This is a genomic window from Streptomyces sp. NPDC002032, assembly GCF_042890765.1.
GTDB lineage: Bacteria > Actinomycetota > Actinomycetes > Streptomycetales > Streptomycetaceae > Streptomyces.
This window is the reverse complement of record NZ_JBIASM010000002.1, coordinates 801274-822675: the sequence shown is the minus strand read 5'-3', so window position 1 is coordinate 822675 and position 21402 is coordinate 801274. Positions and strand designations below refer to the sequence as shown.

The window sequence follows — 21402 nt, the reverse complement described above, 5'->3', positions numbered from 1 at the left end:
TGATTACTTCGGTTGTGCCTTCTTGCGGCGGTTGCCGGCCCACTGGCCGGCGAGCACCACCAGGACCGCGATGACGAACATCGCCGTGCCGATGACGTTGATCTGGACGGGCGTACCGCGCTGGGCCGATCCCCACACGAACATGGGGAAGGTGACGGTGTTGCCCGAGTTGAAGTTGGTGATGATGAAGTCGTCGAACGAGAGCGCGAAGGAGAGCAGCGCGCCGGCCGCGATGCCGGGGGCGGCGATCGGCAGGGTCACCCGCAGGAACGTCTGCACCGGTCCGGCGTAGAGGTCGCGGGCGGCCTCCTCCAGCCTCGGGTCCATCGACAGGACGCGCGCCTTGACGGCGGCGACGACGAAGCTGAGGCAGAACATCACGTGGGCGATCAGGATCGTCCAGAAGCCCAGCTGGATGCCCATGTTGAGGAAGAGGGCGAGCAGGGACGCGGCCATCACGATCTCGGGCATGGCCATGGGCAGGAAGATCAGCGAGTTGACCGCGCCGCGCCCGCGGAACCGGTAGCGGACCATCGCGAAGGCTATGGCGGTGCCCAGCACGGTCGCCCCGATGGTCGCCCAGAGGGCGATCTGGAGGGAGAGCGAGAGGGATCCGCACAGGTCGGCGACCCCGCAGGGGTCCTTCCAGGCGTCGAGCGAGAACTCCTGCCAGGCGTAGTTGAAGCGCCCGGCGGGGTTGTTGAAGGAGAAGACCGTGACGACGACGTTCGGCAGGATCAGGTACGCGAGCGTGCCCAGTCCCGCGATGACGACGGCGTTGCGGCGGAGCCAGCCAAGGGGCTTGTCCATCAGACCAGGTCCTCCGTCCCCGCTCGGCGGATGTAGATGGACACCATGATCAGCACGATGGCCATGAGGATGAAGGACAGCGCGGCCGCCGTCGGGTAGTCGAGGATGCGCAGGTACTGCGACTGGATGACGTTGCCGATCATCCGGGTGTCCGTGGAGCCGAGCAGTTCGGCGTTGACGTAGTCACCGCTGGCCGGGATGAAGGTGAGCAGGGTCCCGGAGACGACGCCCGGCATCGAGAGCGGGAAGGTCACCTTCCGGAACACCGTGGCGGGGCGTGCGTACAGGTCCCCGGCCGCTTCGTGGAGGCGGGTGTCGATGCGCTCCAGCGAGGTGTACAGCGGCAGGATCATGAAGGGGAGGAAGTTGTACGTGAGACCGCAGACGACCGCGAGCGGCGTGGCCAGCACGCGGTCCCCCTCGGTCATGCCGAGCCAGCTGGTGACGTCCAGGAAGCCGACCGCGTTGAGGGCGCCGACCACCGGGCCGCCGTCGGCCAGGATCGTCTTCCAGGCCAGGGTGCGGATCAGGAAGCTGGTGAAGAACGGGGCGATGACCAGGATCAGCAAAACGTTTCGCCAGCGGCCCGCCCTGAAGGCGATCAGGTAGGCGAGGGGGTACCCGAGCAGCAGGCAGAGCGCGGTCGCGGTGCCCGCGTAGAGCAGCGAGCGCAGGAACTGCGGGTAGTAGCCGGTGAAGGCGTCCCAGTAGGTCTGGAAGTGCCAGGTGATCTTGAAGCCCTCTTCGAGGGAGCCGGTCTGCACCGAGGTGGAGGCCTGGTAGACCATCGGCAGCACGAAGAACACGAGCAGCCACAGGATGCCGGGGAGCAGCAGCCAGTACGGGATCAGGCGCTTGCGCAGCGACGCCTTGTGCACCGGGGGTGCGGCCGGAGCGGGCGCCTCTGGCGGCGCGGCCACGGCGGTCACGCGTTCTCCTCGACGGTCTCGATGCCCGCCTCGATGTCCTGGGCCGCGTCCAGGCCGAAGGTGTGCTCGGGGTTCCAGTGGAGTATGACCTCGGCGCCGGGTATGAGGCGGGCGTCGCGCTCGATGTTCTGCACGTACACCTCCAGCTCCGGGCAGACGGGGCTGTCGATGACGAACTGGGTGGAGACGCCGATGAAGGAGGAGTCGGCGATCCGGCCCGCGATCTTGTTGCGGCCGGCCGCGACGGTGTCCTCGTCGTCCGCGTGGACCAGGGAGATCTTCTCCGGACGCACCCCGACCAGCAGCTTTCCGCCCGCGCGGGGCGTGGTCGAACATCGCCCGGCGGGCAGCCGGAGGGTGGCGCCCGCCGAGCTGACGGTGACGTCGGTGGCGCCGGCCTCCAGGACTTCGGCCTCGATGAGGTTGGAGGTGCCGAGGAAGTTGGCGACGAAGGTGGTCCTCGGGTTCTCGTAGAGCTCGGCGGGGGCGCCCAGCTGCTCGGCCCGTCCGCCGTTCATCACCGCGACCGTGTCGGCCATGGTCATGGCCTCCTCCTGGTCGTGCGTGACGTGGACGAAGGTGATGCCGACCTCCGTCTGGATCCTCTTCAGCTCCAGCTGCATCTGGCGGCGCAGCTTGAGGTCGAGGGCGCCCAGCGGCTCGTCGAGGAGGAGCACCTGGGGGTGGTTGATCAGGGCGCGGCCGACGGCGACCCGCTGCTGCTGGCCGCCCGAGAGCTGGTGCGGCTTGCGCTGGGCGAACTGGCCGAGCTGCACCAGCTCCAGCATGTCGTCGACCTGCTTCTTGACGGACTTGATGCCGCGCCGGCGCAGTCCGAACGCGATGTTCTCGAAGATGTTCAGGTGCGGGAACAGCGCGTAGCTCTGGAAGACGGTGTTCACCGGCCGCTTGTACGGCGGCAGGTGGGTCACCTCGCGCTCGCCCAGGCTGACGGTGCCGGTGGAGGGCTCCTCCAGGCCGGCGATCATGCGCAGGGTGGTGGTCTTCCCGCAGCCCGATGCGCCGAGCAGGGCGAAGAAGGAGCCCTGGGGGATGGTGAGGTCCAGCGGGTGCACGGCGGTGAAGGAGCCGTAGTGCTTGCTGAGCCCGGCGAGGCGGACGTCGCCGCTCGCGGTCTTGTCAGTCATGGGTCGCGGCCTTCGGTGATGGTGTCGGAAGGGTGCGGGAGCGCGGGGGGAAAAGAGAACGGGGTGGGGTGGGGTGGGGTGGGGTGGGGCGGGGCGGTCAGGCGCCGATGAGCTTGGTGAACTTCTCCTCGTACGCCGTCTCTTCCTCGGCGCTCAGGGAGCGGAAGGCGTGGGACTTGGCGGTCATCGCCTTGTCCGGGACGATCAGCGTGTTCTCCGCGAGCGCCGGATCGATCTTGGCGAGCTCGTCCTTGACCCCTTCGACGGGGCAGACGTAGCTGATGAAGGCGGCCAGCCGCGCGGCCACGGGGAGCTCGTAGTAGTAGTCGACGAGCCGCTCGGCGTTGGCCTTGTGCCGGGCCTTGGCGGGCACCAGCAGGTTGTCGCTGGAGGTGATGTACCCGGCGGCCGGGACCGCGTACTTGATGTCGGGGTTGCCGGCCTGGAGCTGGATGACGTCGCCCGCCCAGGCCAGGCAGGCCGCGATGTCGCCCTTGTCGAGGTCGGCGGTGTAGTCGTTGCCCGTGAAGCGGCGGATCTGCTTGCTGTCCACGCCCTTCTGGAGCCGGCCGACGGCCGCGTCGAAGTCCGCGGTGGTGAAGTTCGCCGGGTCCTTGCCCTGGTCGAGCAGGGTCATGCCGACGCTGTCGCGCATCTCGGTGAGGAAGCCGACCCGGCCCTTGAGGGTGGGGTCGTCGAGCAGTTGGGTGACGGAGTCGACCTTCCTGCCCTCGGTGGCCTTGGCGTTGTAGGCGATGACGGTCGAGATGCCGGTCCAGGGATAGCTGTAGGAACGGCCCGGGTCCCAGTCGGGGCTGCGGAACTGCGGGGAAAGGTTGGCGTAGGCGTGCGGAAGGCGGGCGGGGTCCAGCTTCTGCACCCAGCCGAGGCGGATCATGCGGGCGGCGAGCCAGTCGGTGACGACGATCAGGTCGCGGCCGGTGTCCTGGCCGGCCGCGAGCTGCGGTCGTATCTTCCCGAAGAACTCGACGTTGTCGTTGATGTCCTCGGTGTACTTCACCTGAATACCGGTCCGCTTGGTGAACTCCTCCAGCGTGGGACGGGACTTCTCGTCCTCGCTGGTGTCCATGTACTCGGTCCAGTTGGAGAAGTTGATCTCCTTCTCCCGCTCCGAGTGGTCGTCGGAGGCCGCCGCCGCCGCGCCGCCCTCGCGCTTGGCGGGCGGGATCCCGCAGGAGGTCAGGGCCGAGAGGCCGCCGAGGGTGAGGGCCCCGACGCCGGAGGCGCGCAGCAGCGAACGGCGGGTGAGGGCCCCGCGTCCGCTGGTCAGGCTGCGCCGCATCGCCGCGAGCTGGGGCGCGGAGAGGCGGTCGGGCTCGAACTGCTCCATGGGCTGTGCCCTTTCGGGAGGTGGGCCGCCGGTCGGGCGGCGGGCTGCTATCGGTCCCCGAAGATCGTGCGGTGCCAGTCCTTGGCCGCCACCGCGGTGTTGTCGTACATCACGTGCTTGACCTGCGTGTACTCCTCGAAGGAGTAGACGGACATGTCCTTTCCGAAGCCGCTGGCCTTGTAGCCGCCGTGGGGCATCTCGCTGATGATCGGGATGTGGTCGTTGACCCACACGCAGCCCGCCTTGAGCTCGCGGGTGGCGCGGTTCGCCCGGTACAGGTCCCGGCTCCAGGCGGAGGCGGCGAGCCCGTACGGGGTGTCGTTGGCCAGCGCGAGTCCCTCGTCGTCGGTGTCGAAGGGCAGCACGACCAGGACCGGTCCGAAGATCTCGGACTGCACGACCTCGCTGTCCTGGGCGGCGTCCGAGATCAGGGTCGGCCGGTAGTAGGCGCCCTCCGCCAGCTCCCCGCCCGGGGCCTCGCCGCCGGTGACGACGGTGGCGTAGGCGCGGGCGCGCTCGACGAAGGCGGCGACCCGGTCGCGCTGGGCGTGCGAGACCAGCGGGCCGAGATCGGTGCCGGGCGCGAAGGGATCGCCGAGCCGCACGGTCTCCATCAGCTCCGCGACCCGGGCGACGAAGGCGTCGTGCAGCGGGCGCTGGACGTAGGCACGGGTGGCGGCGGTGCAGTCCTGGCCGGTGTTGATCAGCGAGGCGGCGACCGCGCCGTGCGCGGCGGCCTCCAGGTCGGCGTCGTCGAAGACGAGGAAGGGCGCCTTGCCGCCGAGCTCCAGGTGGAGCCGCTTGACGGTGGCGGTGGCGATCTCGGCGACCCGCTTGCCGACGGCCGTGGAGCCGGTGAAGGAGGTCATGACCACATCGGGGTGGCCGACCAGGTGCTCGCCCGCGTCCCGTCCGGCACCGGTGACGATGTTGATCACGCCGTCGGGCAGCCCCGCCTCCTTGGCCGCCTGCGCGAACATCAGCGAGGTCAGGGGGGTGAGCTCGGCGGGCTTCAGGACGATCGTGTTGCCCGCGGCGATCGCCGGGAGGATCTTCCAGGCGGCCATCTGGAGCGGATAGTTCCAGGGGGCGATCGAACCGACCACGCCGATGGCCTCGCGGCGCACGTACGAGGTGTGGTCGCCGGAGTACTCGCCGGCCGCCTGGCCCTGGAGGTGGCGGGCCGCCCCCGCGAAGAAGGCGGTGTTGTCGATGGTCCCCGGTACGTCGAACTCCGTGGACAGCTTGAGCGGCTTCCCGCACTGGAGCGACTCGGCGTACGCGAAGTCCTCCGCCTGCTCGGCCAGTACGGCGGCCAGCCGGTGCAGCGCGTCCGACCGCTCCCCGGGGGTGGCGGCCGACCAGGCCGGGAAGGCCCGTTTGGCGGCGGCGACGGCCTCGTCCACGTCCGCGGTGCCGGCCAGTTCGTAAGTCAGCACCTCCTGTCCGGTCGCGGGGTCGACCACGGTGTGCGAGCGACCCGAGGTACCGGACCGGAGCCGGCCGTCGATGTACTGCGCGCCGTCTGCGAAGCGGTCCTTAACCTGGAAGCGGTTACCCATCACGCTCTCACGCTCTCCGTAGCTACAGCTCGAATTGAGTGCCGATCCTGACAGAGGCCTTGTCCTCCGCCAAGTGATTCCGTTGTTGCCTTTTGATTACGCGACGGAATCGGTCGACCATGTGTCGAGACGCGCCCGAAATCCCGTACGAAGTGTCCGTGGTGGCTGAAAGACTCGCGTGCATGGAGATGATCGACACATTGATCGGGCAGGTCAGCCGTGGTGAACGGGTGAAGTACCTGCCCTTCTGGGGGCACCGGCCCCGGCCGGACGGACGGATCGGACCGAGCTGTTTGAGCCAGTGGTGGCCCTCCCCCTTCACTGTGGGTGACGTCCGCTACGCCACCGCCGAGCACTGGATGATGGCCGGCAAGGCCCGGCTGTTCGGGGATGCGGAGGCGGAGCGGGCGGCCCTGGAGGCGAAGAGCCCGGCCGCGGCGAAGAAGGCCGGGCGGCTGGTACGCGGCTTCGAGAACGCCGTGTGGGAGCGGGAGCGGTTCGCGCTGGTCGTGGCGGGCAGCGTGCACAAGTTCGGCTCCGATCCGGCGCTGCGGTCCTACCTGCTCGGGACCGGGTCCCGGGTGCTGGTGGAGGCGAGCCCCGTGGACCGGATCTGGGGCATCGGGCTGGCCGCCGACGACGAGCGCGCCCTCGATCCGGCGCGCTGGCGCGGGCTGAACCTGCTGGGCTTCGCCCTGATGGAGGCCCGGGAACGGCTCCGGGAGCAGACGCCGGCGGAGGCCGGGGAGTGAGCGGAGCGGGGCGCCGCAGGGTGGCGGCCGTCATCCTGCGGGAGGGCAGCGTGCTCATGGTGCGCGAGCGGGGCCGGGGGGACTCCGGACGGCACGACGGGCCGGAGTACTGGACCCTGCCGGGCGGCGGGGTGGAGCCCGGGGAGGACCTGGAGGCCGCGGTGCGGCGGGAGGTCGCCGAGGAGACGGGGCTGCGGGCGCTGTCGGTGCGCCGCTCCCACGAGGCTCCGTACCCCTCCGGCCGGACCACCTGCTTCCGGGTGGAGGTCGGCGCCGGGGAGCCGGTGCTGGGGGTGGACGCGGACCTGGAGTGCGCGTGCCCGCGGATGGTGGGCCTGGTCTGGGTCCCGGTGGCCCGCAGCGCCCCGGACGGGCCGTACATGGTCCCCACCCTGCTGTCCCCGGCGCACCCCTGACCGGCCCCCGGCCCGTGCGGGCGGGGAACCGGCCTGCGGGGCCGGGCGTCAGACCCGGGCGCGCTGGGGGGCGTCGACCTGGGAGATCGAGGCGGGGCCGTGCGGGACGGTGTCTCCGGTGGAGTCGTCCAGCGCGGGCAGGAAGAACATCAGCAGGGTCATGCCTATGCCCAGCAGGACGCCCACCCCGCCGAGGATGATCCCCGCGAGGGCCATCCCGCCGTTGGTGGCTTCGCCGCGGCTCGCCTTGCCCCGGCCGAGCGCGCCGAAGACGATCGCAGCGATGCCGAGGGGGATGCCGCCGACGACCGTGGTGCAGCCGAACACCGCGACGATGCCGAGCACGAGCGCGGTGATGCCGAAGCCGTTGCTGGCGGGCCGGGGGTACCCGGGATATCCGGGGTACCCCGGATATCCCGGGTAGCCGGCCGGGCCGGGAGCGGGCGGCGGCCCGGGGTACGCGTACGCCCCGGGAGCCGGCTGGGCCGGATACCCGTACGCGGCCGACGCGGGTGGCGCGAACGGCGCCTGGGCGGGCGGAGCCTGACCCGCGGGCGGAGCCTGCCCCTCGGCCGGGGTCTGGCCCGGCGCCGTCCGCGCGGGCTCGGCCCATGGGGACGCGGGCTGCGCGGGGGTGGCATCCGCCGGCCCCGGGGCGTGCCCGGGCGGGGTCTGCGCGGGCGCGGCGTCCACCGGCGGCGGAGTCTGCGCGGGCGGTGTCTGCGCGGGCGCCGGCCCGGCCGCCGGCGCGTCGGCGGGCCCCCCGCCCGCCTTGCCCAGATCGACGGCGGGCCGCTCGGGCGGCGCCCACGGATCCCTCGGCTCGGGGCTCTGGTCGGTCATACGGCGCCCCCCTCTCGTACGCCCATGCTATGCGTTGCCGCCGACACTCCCCCGGCCTGCCTACGATGAGGCCGACCCGCCCGCACCGCGTCCTCCCGGAGGCCCCCATGCACGATCTGCACCCCTTCATCGCGGGGCTGCCCAAGGCCGAACTCCACGTCCACCACGTCGGCTCGGCATCCCCGCGCATCGTGGCCGAACTCGCCGCCCGCCACCCCGACTCGCGCGTCCCCACGGACCCCGAGGCGCTCGCCGACTACTTCACCTTCACCGACTTCGCCCACTTCATCGAGGTCTACCTCTCGGTCGTGGACCTGGTCCGCACCCCCGAGGACGTGCGCACCCTCACGTACGAGGTGGCTCGCGACATGGCCCGGCAGAACATCCGCTACGCCGAACTCACCATCACCCCCTACTCCTCCACCCGCCGCGGCATCGACGAGCAGGCCTTCATGGAGGCCATCGAGGACGCCCGCAAGGCCGCCGAGGCCGAGCTCGGCGTCATCCTGCGCTGGTGCTTCGACATCCCCGGCGAGGCCGGTCTGGAGGCCGCCGCCGAAACCGCGCGCCTCGCCGTCGACCTGCGCCCCGAGGGCCTGGTCTCCTTCGGCCTGGGCGGCCCGGAGATCGGCGTGCCGCGCCCGCAGTTCAAGCCGTACTTCGACCGGGCGCGGGCCGCGGGCCTGCACAGCGTCCCGCACGCCGGCGAGACGACGGGCCCGCAGACCATCTGGGACGCCGTCCACGAGCTCGGCGCCGAGCGCATCGGCCACGGCACCAGCGCCACCCAGGACCCCGCACTGCTCGCGTACCTCGCCGAGCACCGGATCGCGCTGGAGGTCTGCCCGACCTCCAACCTCGCCACCCGCGCCGTGCCGGACCTCGACCGGCACCCCGTCAAGGAGATGGTCGCCGCGGGCGTGCTCGTCACCATCAACAGCGACGACCCGCCGATGTTCGGCTCCGACCTCAACAACGAGTACGCGGTCGCCGCCCGGCTGCTCGGCCTCGACGAGCGCGGTCTCGCGCAGCTCGCCAAGAACGCCGTCGAGGCGTCCTTCCTCGACCCGGCCGGCAAGACGGCGCTGAACGCGGAAATCGACGCCTACACCGGCGCGTGGCTGGCCCGCTGACGTCCCGTCGGACGGCTCGACCCCTGAGAATGGGTGCATGAGCACCCTGACGGCCGTGGGCCACCGCGGCGATCCCTACCGCTTCCGTGAGAACACCCTCGCCTCCGTCCGCTCCGCCTTCGCGCGCGGGGCGGACGCGGTGGAGATCGACGTACGACTGACCCGCGACGGGGTTCCGGTCCTGCTCCACGACGAGACCCTGGAGCGGCTGTGGGGCCATGACGTACGGCTCGACGCCGTCACGGCGCCGCAGCTCAAGGAGCTTGCGGAGGGCGGGATCCCGACCCTGCGCGAGGCCCTGATGGCCGCCGGGGCGGGGCGGCTGATGATCGACCTGCCGGGGGCCACGGCCGAGGCCGTCCAGACCGTCGTCGGCCTGGTGCGCGAGTGCGGGGCGCGCGAGCGCACGTACTACTGCGCCGGCCCGAACACCATGCTCGCGGTCCGGGCCGCCGATCCCGGCGCGGAGATCGCGCTGACCTGGACGACGCTCTCGCCCCCGCGCCGGGTGCTGATCGACGCGGTGGCCCCGCGCTGGCTGAACTACCGCTTCGGCCTGGTCGACCGGGAGCTGACGGACGCCCTGCACCGGGACGGGCTGCTGGTGTCGGCCTGGACGGCGGACACGAAGCGGTCGATGCGCGCCCTGCTCCGGGCGGGCGTGGACTCCGTGACCACGAACCGGGTGGACGCGCTGGCCTCCGTACGGGCCGAGCTCGGCCGGTGATACGGGCCTGGGGGGAACGGCTGTGGGCCGCCGACCCGCGCCGGCGGGATGTGGGGCTGGCGCTGCTGGTGCAGGCGGCGGTGACCATTCCGTTCGTGGTGCCCCGCGATCCGCGGGATTCGCCCGCGACCTGGACGGCGTACCTGCTGACCTCACTCGGCACCGTGCCGCTGGTGTGGCGGCGGCGGGCCCCTGTCCTCGTGCTGTTCGGGGTGGTCGCGGCGGGCTCGGTGTACGGGCTCGCCCTGGACGGCCCCGGGCAGCCGCTGCCGTACGCCGGGCTGATCGCCGTCTACACGATCGCGCTGTACTCCTCGGAGCGGGTGCGGACGGTGATGGCCGTGGTCGTGACGGTGCTGGTCTTCGCTTCGGTGGCGCTGAACACGCGGACGGCCCGGGAGCTGCTGTTCGCGCTGTTCGTGTTCGCGGCGGCCTTCGCGCTGGGGCGGCTCCAGGCGACCCGGCAGGCGTACACGCAGGCCGTGGAGGACCGGGCGGCGCAGCTGGAGCGGGCGAACCGGATCGAGGCCGAGCAGGCGGCGGCGCGCGAACGGGCGCGCATCGCGCGGGAGATGCACGACATCCTCTCGCACGCGGTCAGCATCATGATCGTGCAGGCGGAGGCGGGCCCGGTGACGGTCCGCAAGGCCCCGGCGCGGGCGGAGGCGGCCTTCGAGGCCATCGCCGAGACCGGCCGGGACGCGATGGCGCAGCTGCGCACCATGCTGGGGGTGCTGCGCACGGACGAGCCGGCTCCGCGGGCCCCGCAGCCCGGGATCGACGCCCTGCCGGCGCTGCTGGAGCGGGTGCGGGCCGGGGGCCCGGCGGTCTCGTACGCGCGTACGGGCGCGGTGCGCGAGCTTCCGGCGGCGCTGGAGGCGACGGTGCACCGGGTGGTGCAGGAGGCGCTGACCAATGTGGTGAAGCACGCGCGGGCCTCGTCGGTGGACGTAAGCCTGGAGTACGGGGAGCGGGAGCTGACGGTGACGGTCTCCGACGACGGCCGGGGTCCGGGCGGCGACGCGGCGGACGGCAGCCCGGCGGGCGGGGGGCACGGGCTCATCGGGATCCGCGAGCGGGCCGCGGCGCACGGCGGGACGGCCTCGTTCGGGGCCGGGCCGGGCGGCGGGTTCACGGTCGGGGTCCGCCTGGCCGCCGCACCGGCGGAGGTGGTGGGGGCATGACGATCCGTGTGGTGGTGGCCGACGATCAGGAGCTGGTGCGCAGCGGCTTCGCGATGATCCTGGACGCGCAGGACGACATCGAGGTGGTGGCGGAGGCCGGCGACGGCGCGGCGGCGGTGGAGGCGGTGGACCGGCTCGCCCCGGACGTGGCCCTGCTGGACGTCCGGATGCCGGTGCTGGACGGGATCGAGGCCTGCCGGAGGATCTCGGCGGGGAGCAGGTGCCGGACCGTGATGCTGACGACCTTCGACTCGGACGAGTACGTGTACGAGGCGCTGCACGCGGGGGCGAGCGGGTTCCTGCTCAAGGACGTGCGGCGGGATGATCTGGTGCACGCGGTACGGGTGGTGGCGGCGGGCGAGTCGTTGCTGGCCCCTTCGGTGGCGCGGCGGCTGATCGAGGAGTACACGGCGGCGACGGCCCGGCCGGCCGCCGTCCGGGGACTGTCGGCGCAGCGGCTGGAGGTGCTGACGGCCCGTGAGCGGGAGACGCTGCTGCACCTGGGGCGGGGGTTGTCGAACGCGGAGATCGCGGTGGCGCTGACGGTGAGCGAGCACACGGTGAAGTCGCACGTGGGCAACGTGCTGGCGAAGCTGGGCCTGCGGGACCGGATCCAGGCGGTGATCTGCGCGTACGAGACGGGGCTGATCGCCGCCGGTACTCCCTCGCGGGAGTGAGGGGCGGCGTGTCGTATCCCCCGCGCCGGTGAGTTGTCGTACCGCTGAAGACCCCTCTCGCTGGTGATCCGCGACTACGCCCGTGGCCGGGAACATGGAGTCATCGGCGGGGCAGTGGGCCCCGCGGAGCACATCCAGGGGGAGCCCGTCATGAACGTTCGCAGGCGCACGCTGATCGCCACCGCACTGGTCCTCGGGATCGCGGCCGGCCCGGTGGCCGCCGCCCGGGCGGCGACGGTCCCGGCGAGGGTCCCGGCGACGGCTCCGGCGCTGGGGTCGGCCGGATCCACCGGGTCCGCCGGGGCCGAGTTCACGACCCCGCCCGACGCGGCGGCGCTGGCGCGGGCCATCGCGGGGCTGGGCGCCCACCATCCGGACGCGACGGCCGCGCTGGTCCGGGTGGGCGGTACGAGCGGTGTCTGGCGGGGCCGCTCCGGGGTGGCGGACGTCCGCAGCGGGCGCGGGGCGATCGAGGACGCCCGGTTCCGCGCCGGATCGGTGACGAAGACCTTCACGGCGGCCGTGGTGCTCCAGCTGGCCGCCGAGGGGCGGCTGGAGCTGGACCGGCCGGTGCAGCAGTACCTGCCGGGGCTGCTGCCCGGCGGCCCGGGCGGCTTCGCGCCGGTCTCCGTACGCCAGTTGCTGAACTACACGAGCGGGCTGCAGTCGGCGGACGGTCCGGGCGACACCTTCGAGGACGCGTATACCCACCGCTTCGACGTGGTGGACCCGCGGGCGCTGATCGCCGACGCGGTGGCCAAGGGGCCCGAGTTCCGCCCCGGCGAGAAGCAGCGCTACAGCAACATCCACTACACGGTGCTGGGCGTGCTGATCGAGAAGGTGACGGGCATGACGTACGAGAAGGCCGTGTCCGAACGGATCGTCAAGCCGCTGGGTCTTCGGCACACTTCGTTCCCGTCACCCGTCCAGAACCGGATACCGGGCCCGTACAACCGGGGTTACCAGGCGGTGGCGAAGGCCGGTGGCGGCAGCTCGCTGGTGGACGTGACGGAGTGGAACTCCACTTCCAACTGGGCGGCCGGGGACCTCATATCGACCACGGAGGACCTGGAGCGGTTCACGGTGGCGCTGTTCGGCGGCAAGGTCGTGCCGAAGGCGCAGTTGGAGGAGATGTTCACCGTCCCCGATGTGCGGGACGCGGAGTCCGGCGGGCACGCGGTCGAGACGGCCGGCATGAAGGAGTTCGCCCTGGCGGACGGGACTCTGGTGTACGGCAAGACGGGAGCCCGCTACGGCTACAACACGGTGATCGGCGGCACCCGTGACCTCTCGCGCACCCTCGTGTACTCGGTGAACTCCACGGACGCCAAGGGTGAGGAGATGAACAAGGTGGCCATGGGCATCGTGGGGGCGGCCTTCGCCAGGTAGGGGCTTCAGTCGGCGGGCAGGGCTTCCAGCCGCTTGGTCATGCGGCGCAGGGCGAGCAGGGGGATCACCCCGAAGACCCCGAACGAGATGTCGATCACCGTCCACCAGAAGGGGATGCCCCGTACCGCTCCGCAGATCAGGGCCAGCGGGACGATCCCGAGGCAGGCGATCATGCCGGCCTCGACGATCCAGATGTTGCGGACGGGGTCACGGTGGACGCCGTAGAAGAAGACGGCGATCACCAGGTGGGCGAAGGCGAGCCAGTCGGTGCCGTAGAGGAGGAAGGGGTACTGGGCGTCGGCCCGGTCGAGCCCGTCACCCACCCGCCGCAGCCAGTCGTTGCCGACCAGGGAATTGACCCAGTGCAGCTCGGTGACCAGGGGGAAGGCGGTGAGGCCGCTGAGGACCAGGCAGACGACGAACAGCAACAGCCAGGCACGGATCCGCCGTTGGAGGGCGCTTCTCTCGCTCATGGGGGAAGCCTACGCCTAGAACTGAACACGTTCAGCCAATTCCTTGAACATGTTCAGTACTGGCGCAGCCGTATGGTCCGGGGCGGGCCCCGTCAGAGGCCGACGATGGCGTTCCAGCGCTTCGCGAAGGACTGGCGCTCGGCCGAGGAGATGTCCCGGGCCACGACGAGACGCTTGCGCATCTCGCCGTCGGGGAAGATCAGCGGGTTCGCGGCGAGCTCGGCGGTCTCCTTGTCGGAGGAGGCGGCCAGCACCTCACGGGCGGCGGGCACCGGGCAGACGTAGTTCACCGCGGCGGCGAGCCGTGCCGCCACAGCGGGGTCGTAGTAGTAGTCGATGAGGGCCTCGGCGTTGGCCTTGTGCCGGGCGAGGTTGGGGATGAGCAGGCTCTCCGCCCAGAGCTCGGCGCCCTCCTCGGGAACCACGAACTCGATGTCGGGGTTGTCGGCCCGGAGCTGGATGACGTCGCCGGAGTAGGCCTGACAGGCCAGGACGTCGCCCTTGCTCAGATCGGAGGTGTAGTCGTTGCCGGTGAAGCGGCGGATGTGCTTCTTCTTCACCATGCTCTCGACCCGGTCGCACATCCGGTGGAAGTCCGCTTCGGTCCACCGCGTGACGTCGACGCCGTCGCCCTGCATGAGGAGGGCGAAGGACTCGTCGAGGCCCGAGAAGAGCGTCACCTTGCCCGCCAGGTCCGGCTCCCAGAGGTCCTTGACGGACTTGATCTCCCGGCCCAGGGCCTTGCGGTTGTAGGCGATGCCGGTGATCCCCGACTGCCAGGGGACGGTGTGCAGCCGGCCCTGGTCGAAGGCGGGGGAACGCAGCTGGGGGTCCAGGTACCGGGCCACGTTGGCCTGGGCCGTACGGTCCATCTTCTGGGCCCAGCCCAGGTGGACGAAGCGGGCGGCCATCCAGTCGCTGATCACCACGAGGTCGTGGCCGGTCGCCTGGTGGTTCATGAGGGCCGGGCTGACCTTGCCGAAGAACTCGTCGTTGTCGTTGATCTCCTCGGTGTACCGGACCTCGATCCCGGTCTTCTCCGTGAAGGCGTCCAGGGTCGGCCGGCTCTGCTCGTCCTCCTCGTCGGTGTCGATGTAGAGCGGCCAGTTCGAGAAGGCGATGGCCTGGTCCCGGTCCGAGAGGTCCGGGCCCTGCCGCCGGTTCTCCGGAACGTAGGCGGCGGGCACACCACAGCCGGTGAGGGCGGCCAGCAGGCCCGCGGCACCGAGGCCGCGCAGCGCCGCGCGGCGGGAGAAGGCGAGTTCAGGCATGGGCACAGCCTCGGTCAACGCGAAGGGGCGGACAATAGACAAGATGTCTACTGCCCGCCCCATCAGCGGCCTGCGGTGATCAGTGCGTCCGCCACCGCGGCGGCATCGGCCGGTCAGCCGTCGAGCGAGGTCATCACGTGCTTGATGCGGGTGTAGTCCTCGAAGCCGTAGGCGGAGAGGTCCTTGCCGTAGCCGGACTTCTTGAAGCCGCCGTGGGGCATCTCGGCGACGAGCGGGATGTGGGTGTTGATCCACACGCAGCCGAAGTCGAGGTTCTTGGACATCCGCATCGCGCGGCCGTGGTCCTTGGTCCACACGGAGGAGGCGAGGGCGAACTCGACGCCGTTCGCGTACTCCAGGGCCTGGGCCTCGTCCGTGAAGGACTGGACGGTGATGACGGGGCCGAAGACCTCGTTCTGGATGATCTCGTCGTCCTGCTTGAGGCCCGAGACCACGGTCGGGGCGTAGAAGTAGCCCTTCTCGCCGACGCGGTGGCCGCCCGCCTCGACCTTGGCGTGGGCGGGGAGGCGCTCGATGAAGCCCGCGACCTGCTTCAGCTGGTTCGGGTTGTTCAGCGGGCCGTACAGCACGTCCTCGTCGTCCGGCTGGCCGGTCTTGGTGTCGGCGGCGGCCTTGGCGAGCGCGGCCACGAACTCGTCGTGGATCGACTCGTGCACGAGCACGCGGGTGGCGGCCGTGCAGTCCTGGCCGGCGTTGAAGTAACCGGCGACCGCGATGTCCTCGACGGCCTTGGCCAGGTCGGCGTCCTCGAAGACCACGACCGGGGCCTTGCCGCCGAGCTCCAGGTGGACGCGCTTGACGTCCTTCGCGGCGCTCTCGGCGACCTGCATGCCCGCGCGCACCGAGCCGGTGATGGAGGCCATCGCCGGGGTGGAGTGCTCGACCATGGCCTTGCCGGTCTCGCGGTCGCCGCAGACGACGTTGAAGACGCCCTTGGGCAGGACGGAGTCGATGATCTCCGCCATCAGGACGGTGGAGGCCGGGGTGGTGTCCGAGGGCTTGAGCACCACGGTGTTGCCCGCGGCGATCGCCGGGGCGAACTTCCACACGGCCATCATCATCGGGTAGTTCCACGGCGCGACCTGCGCGCAGACGCCGACCGGCTCGCGGCGGATGATCGAGGTCATCCCGTCCATGTACTCGCCGGCCGAACGGCCCTCCAGCAGGCGCGCGGCGCCGGCGAAGAAGCGGATCTGGTCCACCATCGGCGGCAGCTCCTCGCTGGCCGTCAGGCCCAGCGGCTTGCCGGTGTTCTCCGACTCGGCGGCCACCAGCTCGTCCGCGCGCGCCTCGAAGGCGTCCGCGATCTTGAGCAGGGCCTTCTGCCGCTCGGAGGGGGTGGTGTCGCGCCAGGCCGGGAAGGCGGCGGCGGCAGCGGCCATGGCGGCGTCCACATCGGCCTGCCCGGACAGCGGCGCGGTCGCGTACACCTCGCCGGTGGCGGGGTTGACCACCTCGGTGGTCCGCCCGTCGGCGGCGTCCTTGAACTCCCCGCCGATGTAGTTGCGCAGACGACGCAGTTCGGTGGTCACTCCAGCCACTCTCCTGATCACATGTCCAACGATTGAGACGACCCTGCAAGAGTAGCCCCTAGGAAGACGCTTTCGACAGAGCTGGACACCACGAACTACGAAATCCGTGCAATCCGAGATCCCCAACAACGGATTTCATCGCTCACGGGTTGCGGAACAGACGACTCCTCGTGCACAGTGAGGTCGTGGTCAGTCGAAGCGCAGATGCCAGGAACAGACAACCGTCCCCTTCGGTCGATGCTGTGTCCCTGGCGATCATCGAGCAACTGCAGGAGGACGGTCGCCGTCCCTATGCATCGATCGGCAAGGCCGTCGGCCTCTCCGAGGCAGCCGTGCGCCAGCGCGTGCAGAAGCTGCTCGACCAGGGCGTCATGCAGATCGTCGCCGTCACCGACCCGCTCACCGTGGGCCTGCGACGCCAGGCCATGGTCGGCATCAACGTCGAGGGGGACCTCGACCCGGTGGCGGACGCACTGACGGCCATGGCCGAGTGCGAGTACGTCGTGATGACCGCGGGGTCGTTCGACCTCATGGTGGAGATCGTCTGCGAGGACGACGACCACCTGCTGGAGACGATCAACAAGAAGATCCGCACGCTCCCCGGCGTGCGATCAACCGAAAGCTTCGTTTATCTGAAGCTGAAGAAGCAGACCTACATGTGGGGAACCCGATAACCGTGAGCCAGGACCTCTCCAAGACCGCGTACGACCACCTGTGGATGCACTTCACCCGCATGTCGTCCTACGAGAACTCCCCCGTCCCCACCATCGTCCGGGGCGAGGGCACCTACATCTGGGACGACAAGGGCAAGCGCTACCTGGACGGCCTCGCCGGCCTGTTCGTGGTCAACGCCGGTCACGGCCGCAAGGAACTGGCCGAGGTCGCCTACAAGCAGGCGCAGGAACTCGCGTTCTTCCCGATCTGGTCGTACGCGCACCCCAAGGCCGTGGAGCTCGCCGAGCGCCTCGCCCACTACGCCCCCGGTGACCTGAACAAGGTCTTCTTCACCACCGGTGGCGGCGAGGCCGTCGAGACCGCCTGGAAGCTCGCCAAGCAGTACTTCAAGCTCCAGGGCAAGCACACCAAGTACAAGGTCATCTCGCGTGCGGTCGCCTACCACGGCACCCCGCAGGGCGCCCTGTCCATCACCGGCCTGCCGGCCCTCAAGGCCCCCTTCGAGCCGCTGGTCCCCGGCGCGCACAAGGTGCCGAACACCAACATCTACCGCGCCCCGATCTTCGGCGACGACCCGGAGGCCTACGGCCGCTGGTGTGCCGACCAGATCGAGCAGGAGATCCTGTTCGAGGGCGCCGACACCGTCGCCGCCGTCTTCCTGGAGCCGGTGCAGAACGCCGGTGGCTGCTTCCCGCCGCCGCCCGGGTACTTCCAGCGCGTCCGCGAGATCTGCGACGAGTACGACGTGCTGCTCGTCTCCGACGAGACGATCTGCGCCTTCGGCCGCCTCGGCACGATGTTCGCCTGTGACAAGTTCGACTACGTGCCGGACATGATCACCTGCGCCAAGGGCATGACCTCGGGCTACTCCCCGATCGGTGCCTGCATCATCTCGGACCGCCTCGCGGAGCCCTTCTACAAGGGCGACAACACCTTCCTGCACGGCTACACCTTCGGCGGACACCCCGTGTCCTCCGCGGTGGCGCTGGCCAACCTCGACATCTTCGACAAGGAAGGCCTGAACCAGCACGTGCTGGACCAGGAGGGCAACTTCTTCAACACCCTGAAGAAGCTGCACGACCTTCCGATCGTCGGCGACGTCCGCGGCAACGGCTTCTTCTACGGCATCGAGCTCGTCAAGGACAAGGTCACCAAGGAGTCCTTCACGGACGAGGAGACCGAGCGCGTGCTCTACGGCTTCCTCTCCAAGGCGCTCTTCGAGAACGGCCTGTACTGCCGCGCCGACGACCGTGGCGACCCGGTCATCCAGCTGGCGCCGCCGCTGATCGCGGACCAGGGCACCTTCGACGAGATCGAGGGCATCCTGCGCTCGGTGCTCACCGAGGCCTGGACCAAGCTCTAGGCACGGCGCGGTCGGCACCGCCGGCCCACGGCTCCACTAGTCCGAACCACACGGCCCGGATCCCCCGTTCGAGTGAGAACGCGGGGGTCCGGGCCGCGTGCTGTCACCATCCAAGACGTTCATCTCTTTACATCTCATTTGCGGCGCCAGTGACCGAAACGGCTCCGCTTCGTTCCCCCGGACGGAGGTGTACGCCATGGTGGCTCCATCGGACAGTGCCCCGGACCAAGCCCCACCGGCCGACGAGGTGCTCTGGGCACGGTCCCTGCACTACTCCCACAGCGGTTCCCCCGGCCTCATCGGGGTCAGCGCCGGAATGCGCCGGGGCGAGATCCTGGCCGTGACCGGCCCGCGCGGCAGCGGGAAGACCACCCTGCTGCGCTGTCTGAGCGGTCGGCTGGTCCCCGAGCAGGGCGAGGTCTGGTTCGACGGCATCCCCGTCCACACCCTGGGCGCGGTCGTCCGCGAACGGCTGCGCCGCGACCGGTTCGCCTGGCTCGGGCCCGAGCCCCAGCTGCTGCCCGAGCTCAAGGTGTGGGAGAACGTGGCCCTGCCGCTGCTGCTCACCGGCTCCCCCGGGCGCGCCGCCCGGCAGACGGCCTGCGCCTGGCTGGACCGCCTCGACATCGGCGGCTTCGCCCGCAAGCGCCCGGCCGCCCTGACCCGGGCCGAATGCCAGCGCGTGGCCCTCGCCCGGGCCCTGGTCGGGGAGCCCGCCGTGCTCTTCGCCGACGAGCCGACGGCCCCGCTGCACCGCGCGGAGCGTGCCCTGCTGCTCCGCACGCTGACCACGGCCGCCCGCTCGCACGAAATCACCGTGGTGATCGCGACCCACGACGAGGAGACCGCCGCGGCGGCCGACCGAACGCTGGCCCTGCTCGACGGCCGGCCGGCCGGGACCGCGACCGCGGCCGCCGGTACCCCCCGGACCACGGAGGACCAGGCCGCGTGCTCGCTCTCCGCCTAGCCCGCGGCTCCCGCCCCGCGGTCCAGCTGCGCCGACTGCTCGTCGCGGCCGCCTCGGCCGGGACCGGCTTCCTGCTGCTGTACGTCCTCGCCGAGGCGATGGACCGGCCCGCAGGATCGTTGCTCCGGCTGCTGTGGGCCCTGGTGCCGCTCGCCGCCACCGTGCAGCTCGCGGTGGCCGTGGCCCGGACCGACCCGGCGTCCCGGCCCCGCGAGGGGCTCGACGCCGTGGGGCTGGGACCCGTACGGCTCACCCTGGTCGGCGCCGTCTCCACCGCCGTCGCCTGCACCCTGGGCAGCCTCCTGGCCCTGGCCGCCTTCCTGCACCTGCGGGGCGACCTGGCGGGCCTGCCCTTCGACGGCGCCGGAGCCCGGCTGCTCCACGCCGACCAGCCGTTCCCGGTGGCGGCCGCCCTCACCCTGCTGACCCTGATCCCGCTCACGGCCTCCGCCGCCACCGCCCTCGCGCTGCGGCCCCGGCCGCCGATGACTGGGCTCAGCCCGCAGGCCGGGGTGCCCTGGGGGGTGGCGCTCGCCGCCTGCGGACTCACCGTCGAGGCCTACGCCGGCCCGCGCGGGGCGGCCTTCCCGGCCGGCTGGGTCCTGATCGCGGCGGGGCTGGCCCTCGCCGGACCGGGGCTGGCCTACGCCTGCGGCACCCTCGTGCAGTCCGCCCGTCCGGGCGCGCTGCGGCTGCTGGCCGGGCGGGCCCTCCAGGAGGAGGCGCCCCGGCTCGGCCGCCCCCTCGGGGTGCTCTGCGCCGTCGGGGCCGCCGCGCTCACCGCCGTGGCCCTGCGCGACCAGGGCGGGCCGCTGAGCCCCCTCGGCCCGCTCACCGGTCCGGCCGGGGCGCTGGTGGCGCTGTGCGCGGCCGCGACCCTTCTCACATCGGCCGCCGAATCCCGTCGGTCCCGCTCCGCCGCCCGGGCGGCCCTGCTCGACCTCGGAACCCCGGGAACGGTGCTGCGTACGGCGGTGACGCTGCGCGCGGGCGCCCTGATCGCCGTGTGCCTCCCGCTCAGCTGGGGTGTCGCACAGCTCACGTCCATGGCGTTGACCCGCTGAAATGAGCCCTTAGGGTGGGCCGAATGGTCAACCCAGACATCGAGATCGAGACGCTCGCGGAATTCGACCGGGTCGCCGCCCGGGGCTCGCTGAGCGGTTACCGCATCCAGTCGGTCAACCTGCTCGAACGCACCTTCGCCCTGCTGTCCGCGGACACGTCCGACGCCGTCTTCCTCGGCTGCCCGATGGAGCCCGACGCCTCGGCGAAGGTCCGGGCGGACGGCGCGCTCGTCTTCCCGCCGGTACCGGACCTGCCGTTCGACCCGTACCGGGGCCTGCTCTACACGCCGGACGAGCTGTTCGCCGGCCTGGCGGAGGGCTACGAGTCCACCCCGGACGCCCAGGCCTACGCCTGGTTCCAGGAGACCAAGGCCGACGGCGACGTCTTCTCCTCGATGCTGCGCTCCATCCACGACGACGCCGTCTCCGACGCCCTCGACGAGCACCTCGCGGGCACCCCCGTGGTGGGAGTGATGGGCGGCCACGCGATGACCCGCGGCAGCGCCGCGTACCAGGGCGCGGCCGAGCTCGGCCGGACGCTGTCCCGGTCGGGACTGACGGTGGCCACCGGGGGCGGCCCCGGCGCCATGGAGGCCGCCAACCTCGGCGCCTACCTGGCGCCCGCCCCCGACGAGGCCCTCGCCGAAGCCCTGGAACTGCTGGCCAAGGCCCCTTCCTTCGCCCCGTCGGTCTCCGAGTGGGCGCGCGCCGCCTTCGCCGTGCGGGAGCGCTGGCCCGCGGGCGGCGATTCCGTCGGCATCCCGACCTGGTTCTACGGGCACGAGCCGCCGAACGCCTTCGCCGGCCAGATCGCCAAGTACTTCGCGAACGCCCTCCGCGAGGACGGACTGCTGGCCCGGTCCACGGCGGGCGTGGTGTTCCTGCCCGGCGCGGCGGGCACGGTGCAGGAGATATTCGACAACGCGACGCCCAACTACTACGAGTCGCGTTCCGCGCCGGCCCCGATGGTCCTGGTCGACCGCGTCCACTGGACCGAGCACCTGCCCGCCTGGCCGCTGCTCCAAGCGCTCGCGCGCGGCCGTGCGATGGAGTCCCGGATCGCGCTGGTGGACTCGGTGGACGAGGTTCCGGCGGCCCTCGCCGCAATGCGCTGA

21 protein-coding genes are annotated in these 21402 nt (G+C 71.3%); 12 read left to right on the top strand and 9 right to left on the bottom strand.

Translation table 11 applies throughout. The features are described 5' to 3' along the window. Positions 1–3 precede the first annotated feature (3 nt). The 5 genes from ACFYYT_RS07870 to ACFYYT_RS07850 all read right to left on the bottom strand — a co-directional run bounded on the left by ACFYYT_RS07870 (position 4) and on the right by ACFYYT_RS07850 (position 5800). Complete coding sequence (locus ACFYYT_RS07870; protein ID WP_351818350.1) at positions 4–810, bottom strand: ABC transporter permease; 807 nt, start codon at positions 808–810, stop codon at positions 4–6. After that, complete coding sequence (locus ACFYYT_RS07865) at positions 810–1739, bottom strand: ABC transporter permease (protein ID WP_351818348.1); 930 nt, start codon at positions 1737–1739, stop codon at positions 810–812. Before ACFYYT_RS07865 ends, ACFYYT_RS07870 begins: the two co-directional genes overlap by 1 nt. After that, positions 1736–2887 (bottom strand): ABC transporter ATP-binding protein, encoded by a 1152-nt coding sequence (locus tag ACFYYT_RS07860; protein WP_351818345.1) that lies wholly within the window; start codon positions 2885–2887, stop codon positions 1736–1738. The genes ACFYYT_RS07865 and ACFYYT_RS07860 overlap by 4 nt, the downstream gene beginning before the upstream one ends. Positions 2888–2984: 97 nt before the next feature. After that, entirely contained in the window at positions 2985–4238 is a 1254-nt protein-coding gene (locus ACFYYT_RS07855) for a spermidine/putrescine ABC transporter substrate-binding protein (RefSeq protein ID WP_351818342.1), read from the bottom strand. A 47-nt stretch (positions 4239–4285) separates the two neighbouring features. After that, positions 4286–5800, bottom strand: coding sequence for a gamma-aminobutyraldehyde dehydrogenase (locus tag ACFYYT_RS07850; RefSeq protein ID WP_351818444.1), 1515 nt, complete (start codon positions 5798–5800; stop codon positions 4286–4288). Positions 5801–5982: 182 nt separating this feature from the next. On the opposite strand from ACFYYT_RS07850, the gene ACFYYT_RS07845 reads away from it, so the two are divergent. Then, a complete protein-coding gene (locus ACFYYT_RS07845; RefSeq protein WP_351818339.1) occupies positions 5983–6552 on the top strand; it encodes an NADAR family protein in 570 nt (189 codons plus the stop codon). Next, entirely contained in the window at positions 6549–6968 is a 420-nt protein-coding gene (locus ACFYYT_RS07840; protein ID WP_351818336.1) for an NUDIX hydrolase, read from the top strand. The genes ACFYYT_RS07845 and ACFYYT_RS07840 overlap by 4 nt, the downstream gene beginning before the upstream one ends. Positions 6969–7016: 48 nt before the next feature. On the opposite strand, the gene ACFYYT_RS07835 is transcribed toward ACFYYT_RS07840, so the two are convergent. Further along, positions 7017–7811: a DUF4190 domain-containing protein gene (locus tag ACFYYT_RS07835; RefSeq protein ID WP_351818333.1), complete on the bottom strand. Its 795-nt coding sequence runs from the start codon at positions 7809–7811 to the stop codon at positions 7017–7019. 107 nt (positions 7812–7918) lie between these two features. On the opposite strand from ACFYYT_RS07835, the gene ACFYYT_RS07830 reads away from it, so the two are divergent. From ACFYYT_RS07830 to ACFYYT_RS07810, 5 genes are all read left to right on the top strand, one after another. Continuing rightward, positions 7919–8944, top strand: coding sequence for an adenosine deaminase (locus ACFYYT_RS07830; RefSeq protein WP_351818330.1), 1026 nt, complete (start codon positions 7919–7921; stop codon positions 8942–8944). 37 nt (positions 8945–8981) lie between these two features. After that, positions 8982–9671, top strand: a complete 690-nt coding sequence (locus ACFYYT_RS07825) for a glycerophosphodiester phosphodiesterase (RefSeq protein ID WP_351818327.1) — start codon at positions 8982–8984, stop codon at positions 9669–9671. Continuing rightward, positions 9668–10855 carry a histidine kinase gene (locus ACFYYT_RS07820; RefSeq protein ID WP_351818324.1) on the top strand — a complete coding sequence of 396 codons (1188 nt, stop codon included), beginning with the start codon at positions 9668–9670 and terminating at the stop codon, positions 10853–10855. The genes ACFYYT_RS07825 and ACFYYT_RS07820 overlap by 4 nt, the downstream gene beginning before the upstream one ends. Further along, the gene (locus tag ACFYYT_RS07815; protein ID WP_351818321.1) at positions 10852–11532 is read left to right on the top strand and encodes a response regulator transcription factor; all 681 of its coding nucleotides are present in this window, start codon (positions 10852–10854) and stop codon (positions 11530–11532) included. The genes ACFYYT_RS07820 and ACFYYT_RS07815 overlap by 4 nt, the downstream gene beginning before the upstream one ends. Positions 11533–11682: 150 nt before the next feature. Beyond that, entirely contained in the window at positions 11683–12921 is a 1239-nt protein-coding gene (locus ACFYYT_RS07810) for a serine hydrolase domain-containing protein (RefSeq protein ID WP_351818318.1), read from the top strand. Between the two features lie 5 nt (positions 12922–12926). Here the strand turns inward: ACFYYT_RS07810 and ACFYYT_RS07805 are convergent, their stop codons facing one another. The 3 genes from ACFYYT_RS07805 to ACFYYT_RS07795 form a co-directional block, all read right to left on the bottom strand. Next, complete coding sequence (locus ACFYYT_RS07805) at positions 12927–13394, bottom strand: hypothetical protein (RefSeq protein ID WP_351818315.1); 468 nt, start codon at positions 13392–13394, stop codon at positions 12927–12929. A gap of 92 nt (positions 13395–13486) precedes the next feature. Then, positions 13487–14665, bottom strand: a complete 1179-nt coding sequence (locus tag ACFYYT_RS07800; RefSeq protein ID WP_351818312.1) for a spermidine/putrescine ABC transporter substrate-binding protein — start codon at positions 14663–14665, stop codon at positions 13487–13489. A gap of 113 nt (positions 14666–14778) precedes the next feature. Then, positions 14779–16218: a gamma-aminobutyraldehyde dehydrogenase gene (locus ACFYYT_RS07795; RefSeq protein WP_351818309.1), complete on the bottom strand. Its 1440-nt coding sequence runs from the start codon at positions 16216–16218 to the stop codon at positions 14779–14781. A 170-nt stretch (positions 16219–16388) separates the two neighbouring features. Between ACFYYT_RS07795 and ACFYYT_RS07790 the strand changes: the two genes are divergently transcribed. The 5 genes from ACFYYT_RS07790 to ACFYYT_RS07770 all read left to right on the top strand — a co-directional run bounded on the left by ACFYYT_RS07790 (position 16389) and on the right by ACFYYT_RS07770 (position 21402). After that, positions 16389–16892 (top strand): Lrp/AsnC family transcriptional regulator, encoded by a 504-nt coding sequence (locus ACFYYT_RS07790; protein ID WP_351818306.1) that lies wholly within the window; start codon positions 16389–16391, stop codon positions 16890–16892. After that, positions 16877–18256, top strand: a complete 1380-nt coding sequence (locus ACFYYT_RS07785; protein WP_031144108.1) for an aspartate aminotransferase family protein — start codon at positions 16877–16879, stop codon at positions 18254–18256. The genes ACFYYT_RS07790 and ACFYYT_RS07785 overlap by 16 nt, the downstream gene beginning before the upstream one ends. Before the next feature lie 196 nt (positions 18257–18452). Next, positions 18453–19223 (top strand): ATP-binding cassette domain-containing protein, encoded by a 771-nt coding sequence (locus ACFYYT_RS07780; RefSeq protein ID WP_351818303.1) that lies wholly within the window; start codon positions 18453–18455, stop codon positions 19221–19223. Beyond that, positions 19205–20287: a hypothetical protein gene (locus ACFYYT_RS07775; RefSeq protein ID WP_351818300.1), complete on the top strand. Its 1083-nt coding sequence runs from the start codon at positions 19205–19207 to the stop codon at positions 20285–20287. Before ACFYYT_RS07780 ends, ACFYYT_RS07775 begins: the two co-directional genes overlap by 19 nt. A 23-nt stretch (positions 20288–20310) precedes the next feature. Continuing rightward, positions 20311–21402: an LOG family protein gene (locus tag ACFYYT_RS07770; RefSeq protein ID WP_351818297.1), complete on the top strand. Its 1092-nt coding sequence runs from the start codon at positions 20311–20313 to the stop codon at positions 21400–21402.

What these genes read in the sequence shown, in the direction of transcription:
- ACFYYT_RS07845 (WP_351818339.1), top strand. Translation starts at nt 5,983, where the DNA reads ATGGAGATGATCGACACATTGATCGGGCAGGTCAGCCGTGGTGAACGG.
- ACFYYT_RS07805 (WP_351818315.1), bottom strand. Translation starts at nt 13,394, where the DNA reads ATGAGCGAGAGAAGCGCCCTCCAACGGCGGATCCGTGCCTGGCTGTTG.
- ACFYYT_RS07860 (WP_351818345.1), bottom strand. Translation starts at nt 2,887, where the DNA reads ATGACTGACAAGACCGCGAGCGGCGACGTCCGCCTCGCCGGGCTCAGC.
- ACFYYT_RS07855 (WP_351818342.1), bottom strand. Translation starts at nt 4,238, where the DNA reads ATGGAGCAGTTCGAGCCCGACCGCCTCTCCGCGCCCCAGCTCGCGGCG.
- ACFYYT_RS07780 (WP_351818303.1), top strand. Translation starts at nt 18,453, where the DNA reads ATGGTGGCTCCATCGGACAGTGCCCCGGACCAAGCCCCACCGGCCGAC.
- ACFYYT_RS07800 (WP_351818312.1), bottom strand. Translation starts at nt 14,665, where the DNA reads ATGCCTGAACTCGCCTTCTCCCGCCGCGCGGCGCTGCGCGGCCTCGGT.
- ACFYYT_RS07770 (WP_351818297.1), top strand. Translation starts at nt 20,311, where the DNA reads ATGGTCAACCCAGACATCGAGATCGAGACGCTCGCGGAATTCGACCGG.
- ACFYYT_RS07825 (WP_351818327.1), top strand. Translation starts at nt 8,982, where the DNA reads ATGAGCACCCTGACGGCCGTGGGCCACCGCGGCGATCCCTACCGCTTC.
- ACFYYT_RS07830 (WP_351818330.1), top strand. Translation starts at nt 7,919, where the DNA reads ATGCACGATCTGCACCCCTTCATCGCGGGGCTGCCCAAGGCCGAACTC.
- ACFYYT_RS07850 (WP_351818444.1), bottom strand. Translation starts at nt 5,800, where the DNA reads ATGGGTAACCGCTTCCAGGTTAAGGACCGCTTCGCAGACGGCGCGCAG.
- ACFYYT_RS07835 (WP_351818333.1), bottom strand. Translation starts at nt 7,811, where the DNA reads ATGACCGACCAGAGCCCCGAGCCGAGGGATCCGTGGGCGCCGCCCGAG.
- ACFYYT_RS07810 (WP_351818318.1), top strand. Translation starts at nt 11,683, where the DNA reads ATGAACGTTCGCAGGCGCACGCTGATCGCCACCGCACTGGTCCTCGGG.
- ACFYYT_RS07870 (WP_351818350.1), bottom strand. Translation starts at nt 810, where the DNA reads ATGGACAAGCCCCTTGGCTGGCTCCGCCGCAACGCCGTCGTCATCGCG.
- ACFYYT_RS07815 (WP_351818321.1), top strand. Translation starts at nt 10,852, where the DNA reads ATGACGATCCGTGTGGTGGTGGCCGACGATCAGGAGCTGGTGCGCAGC.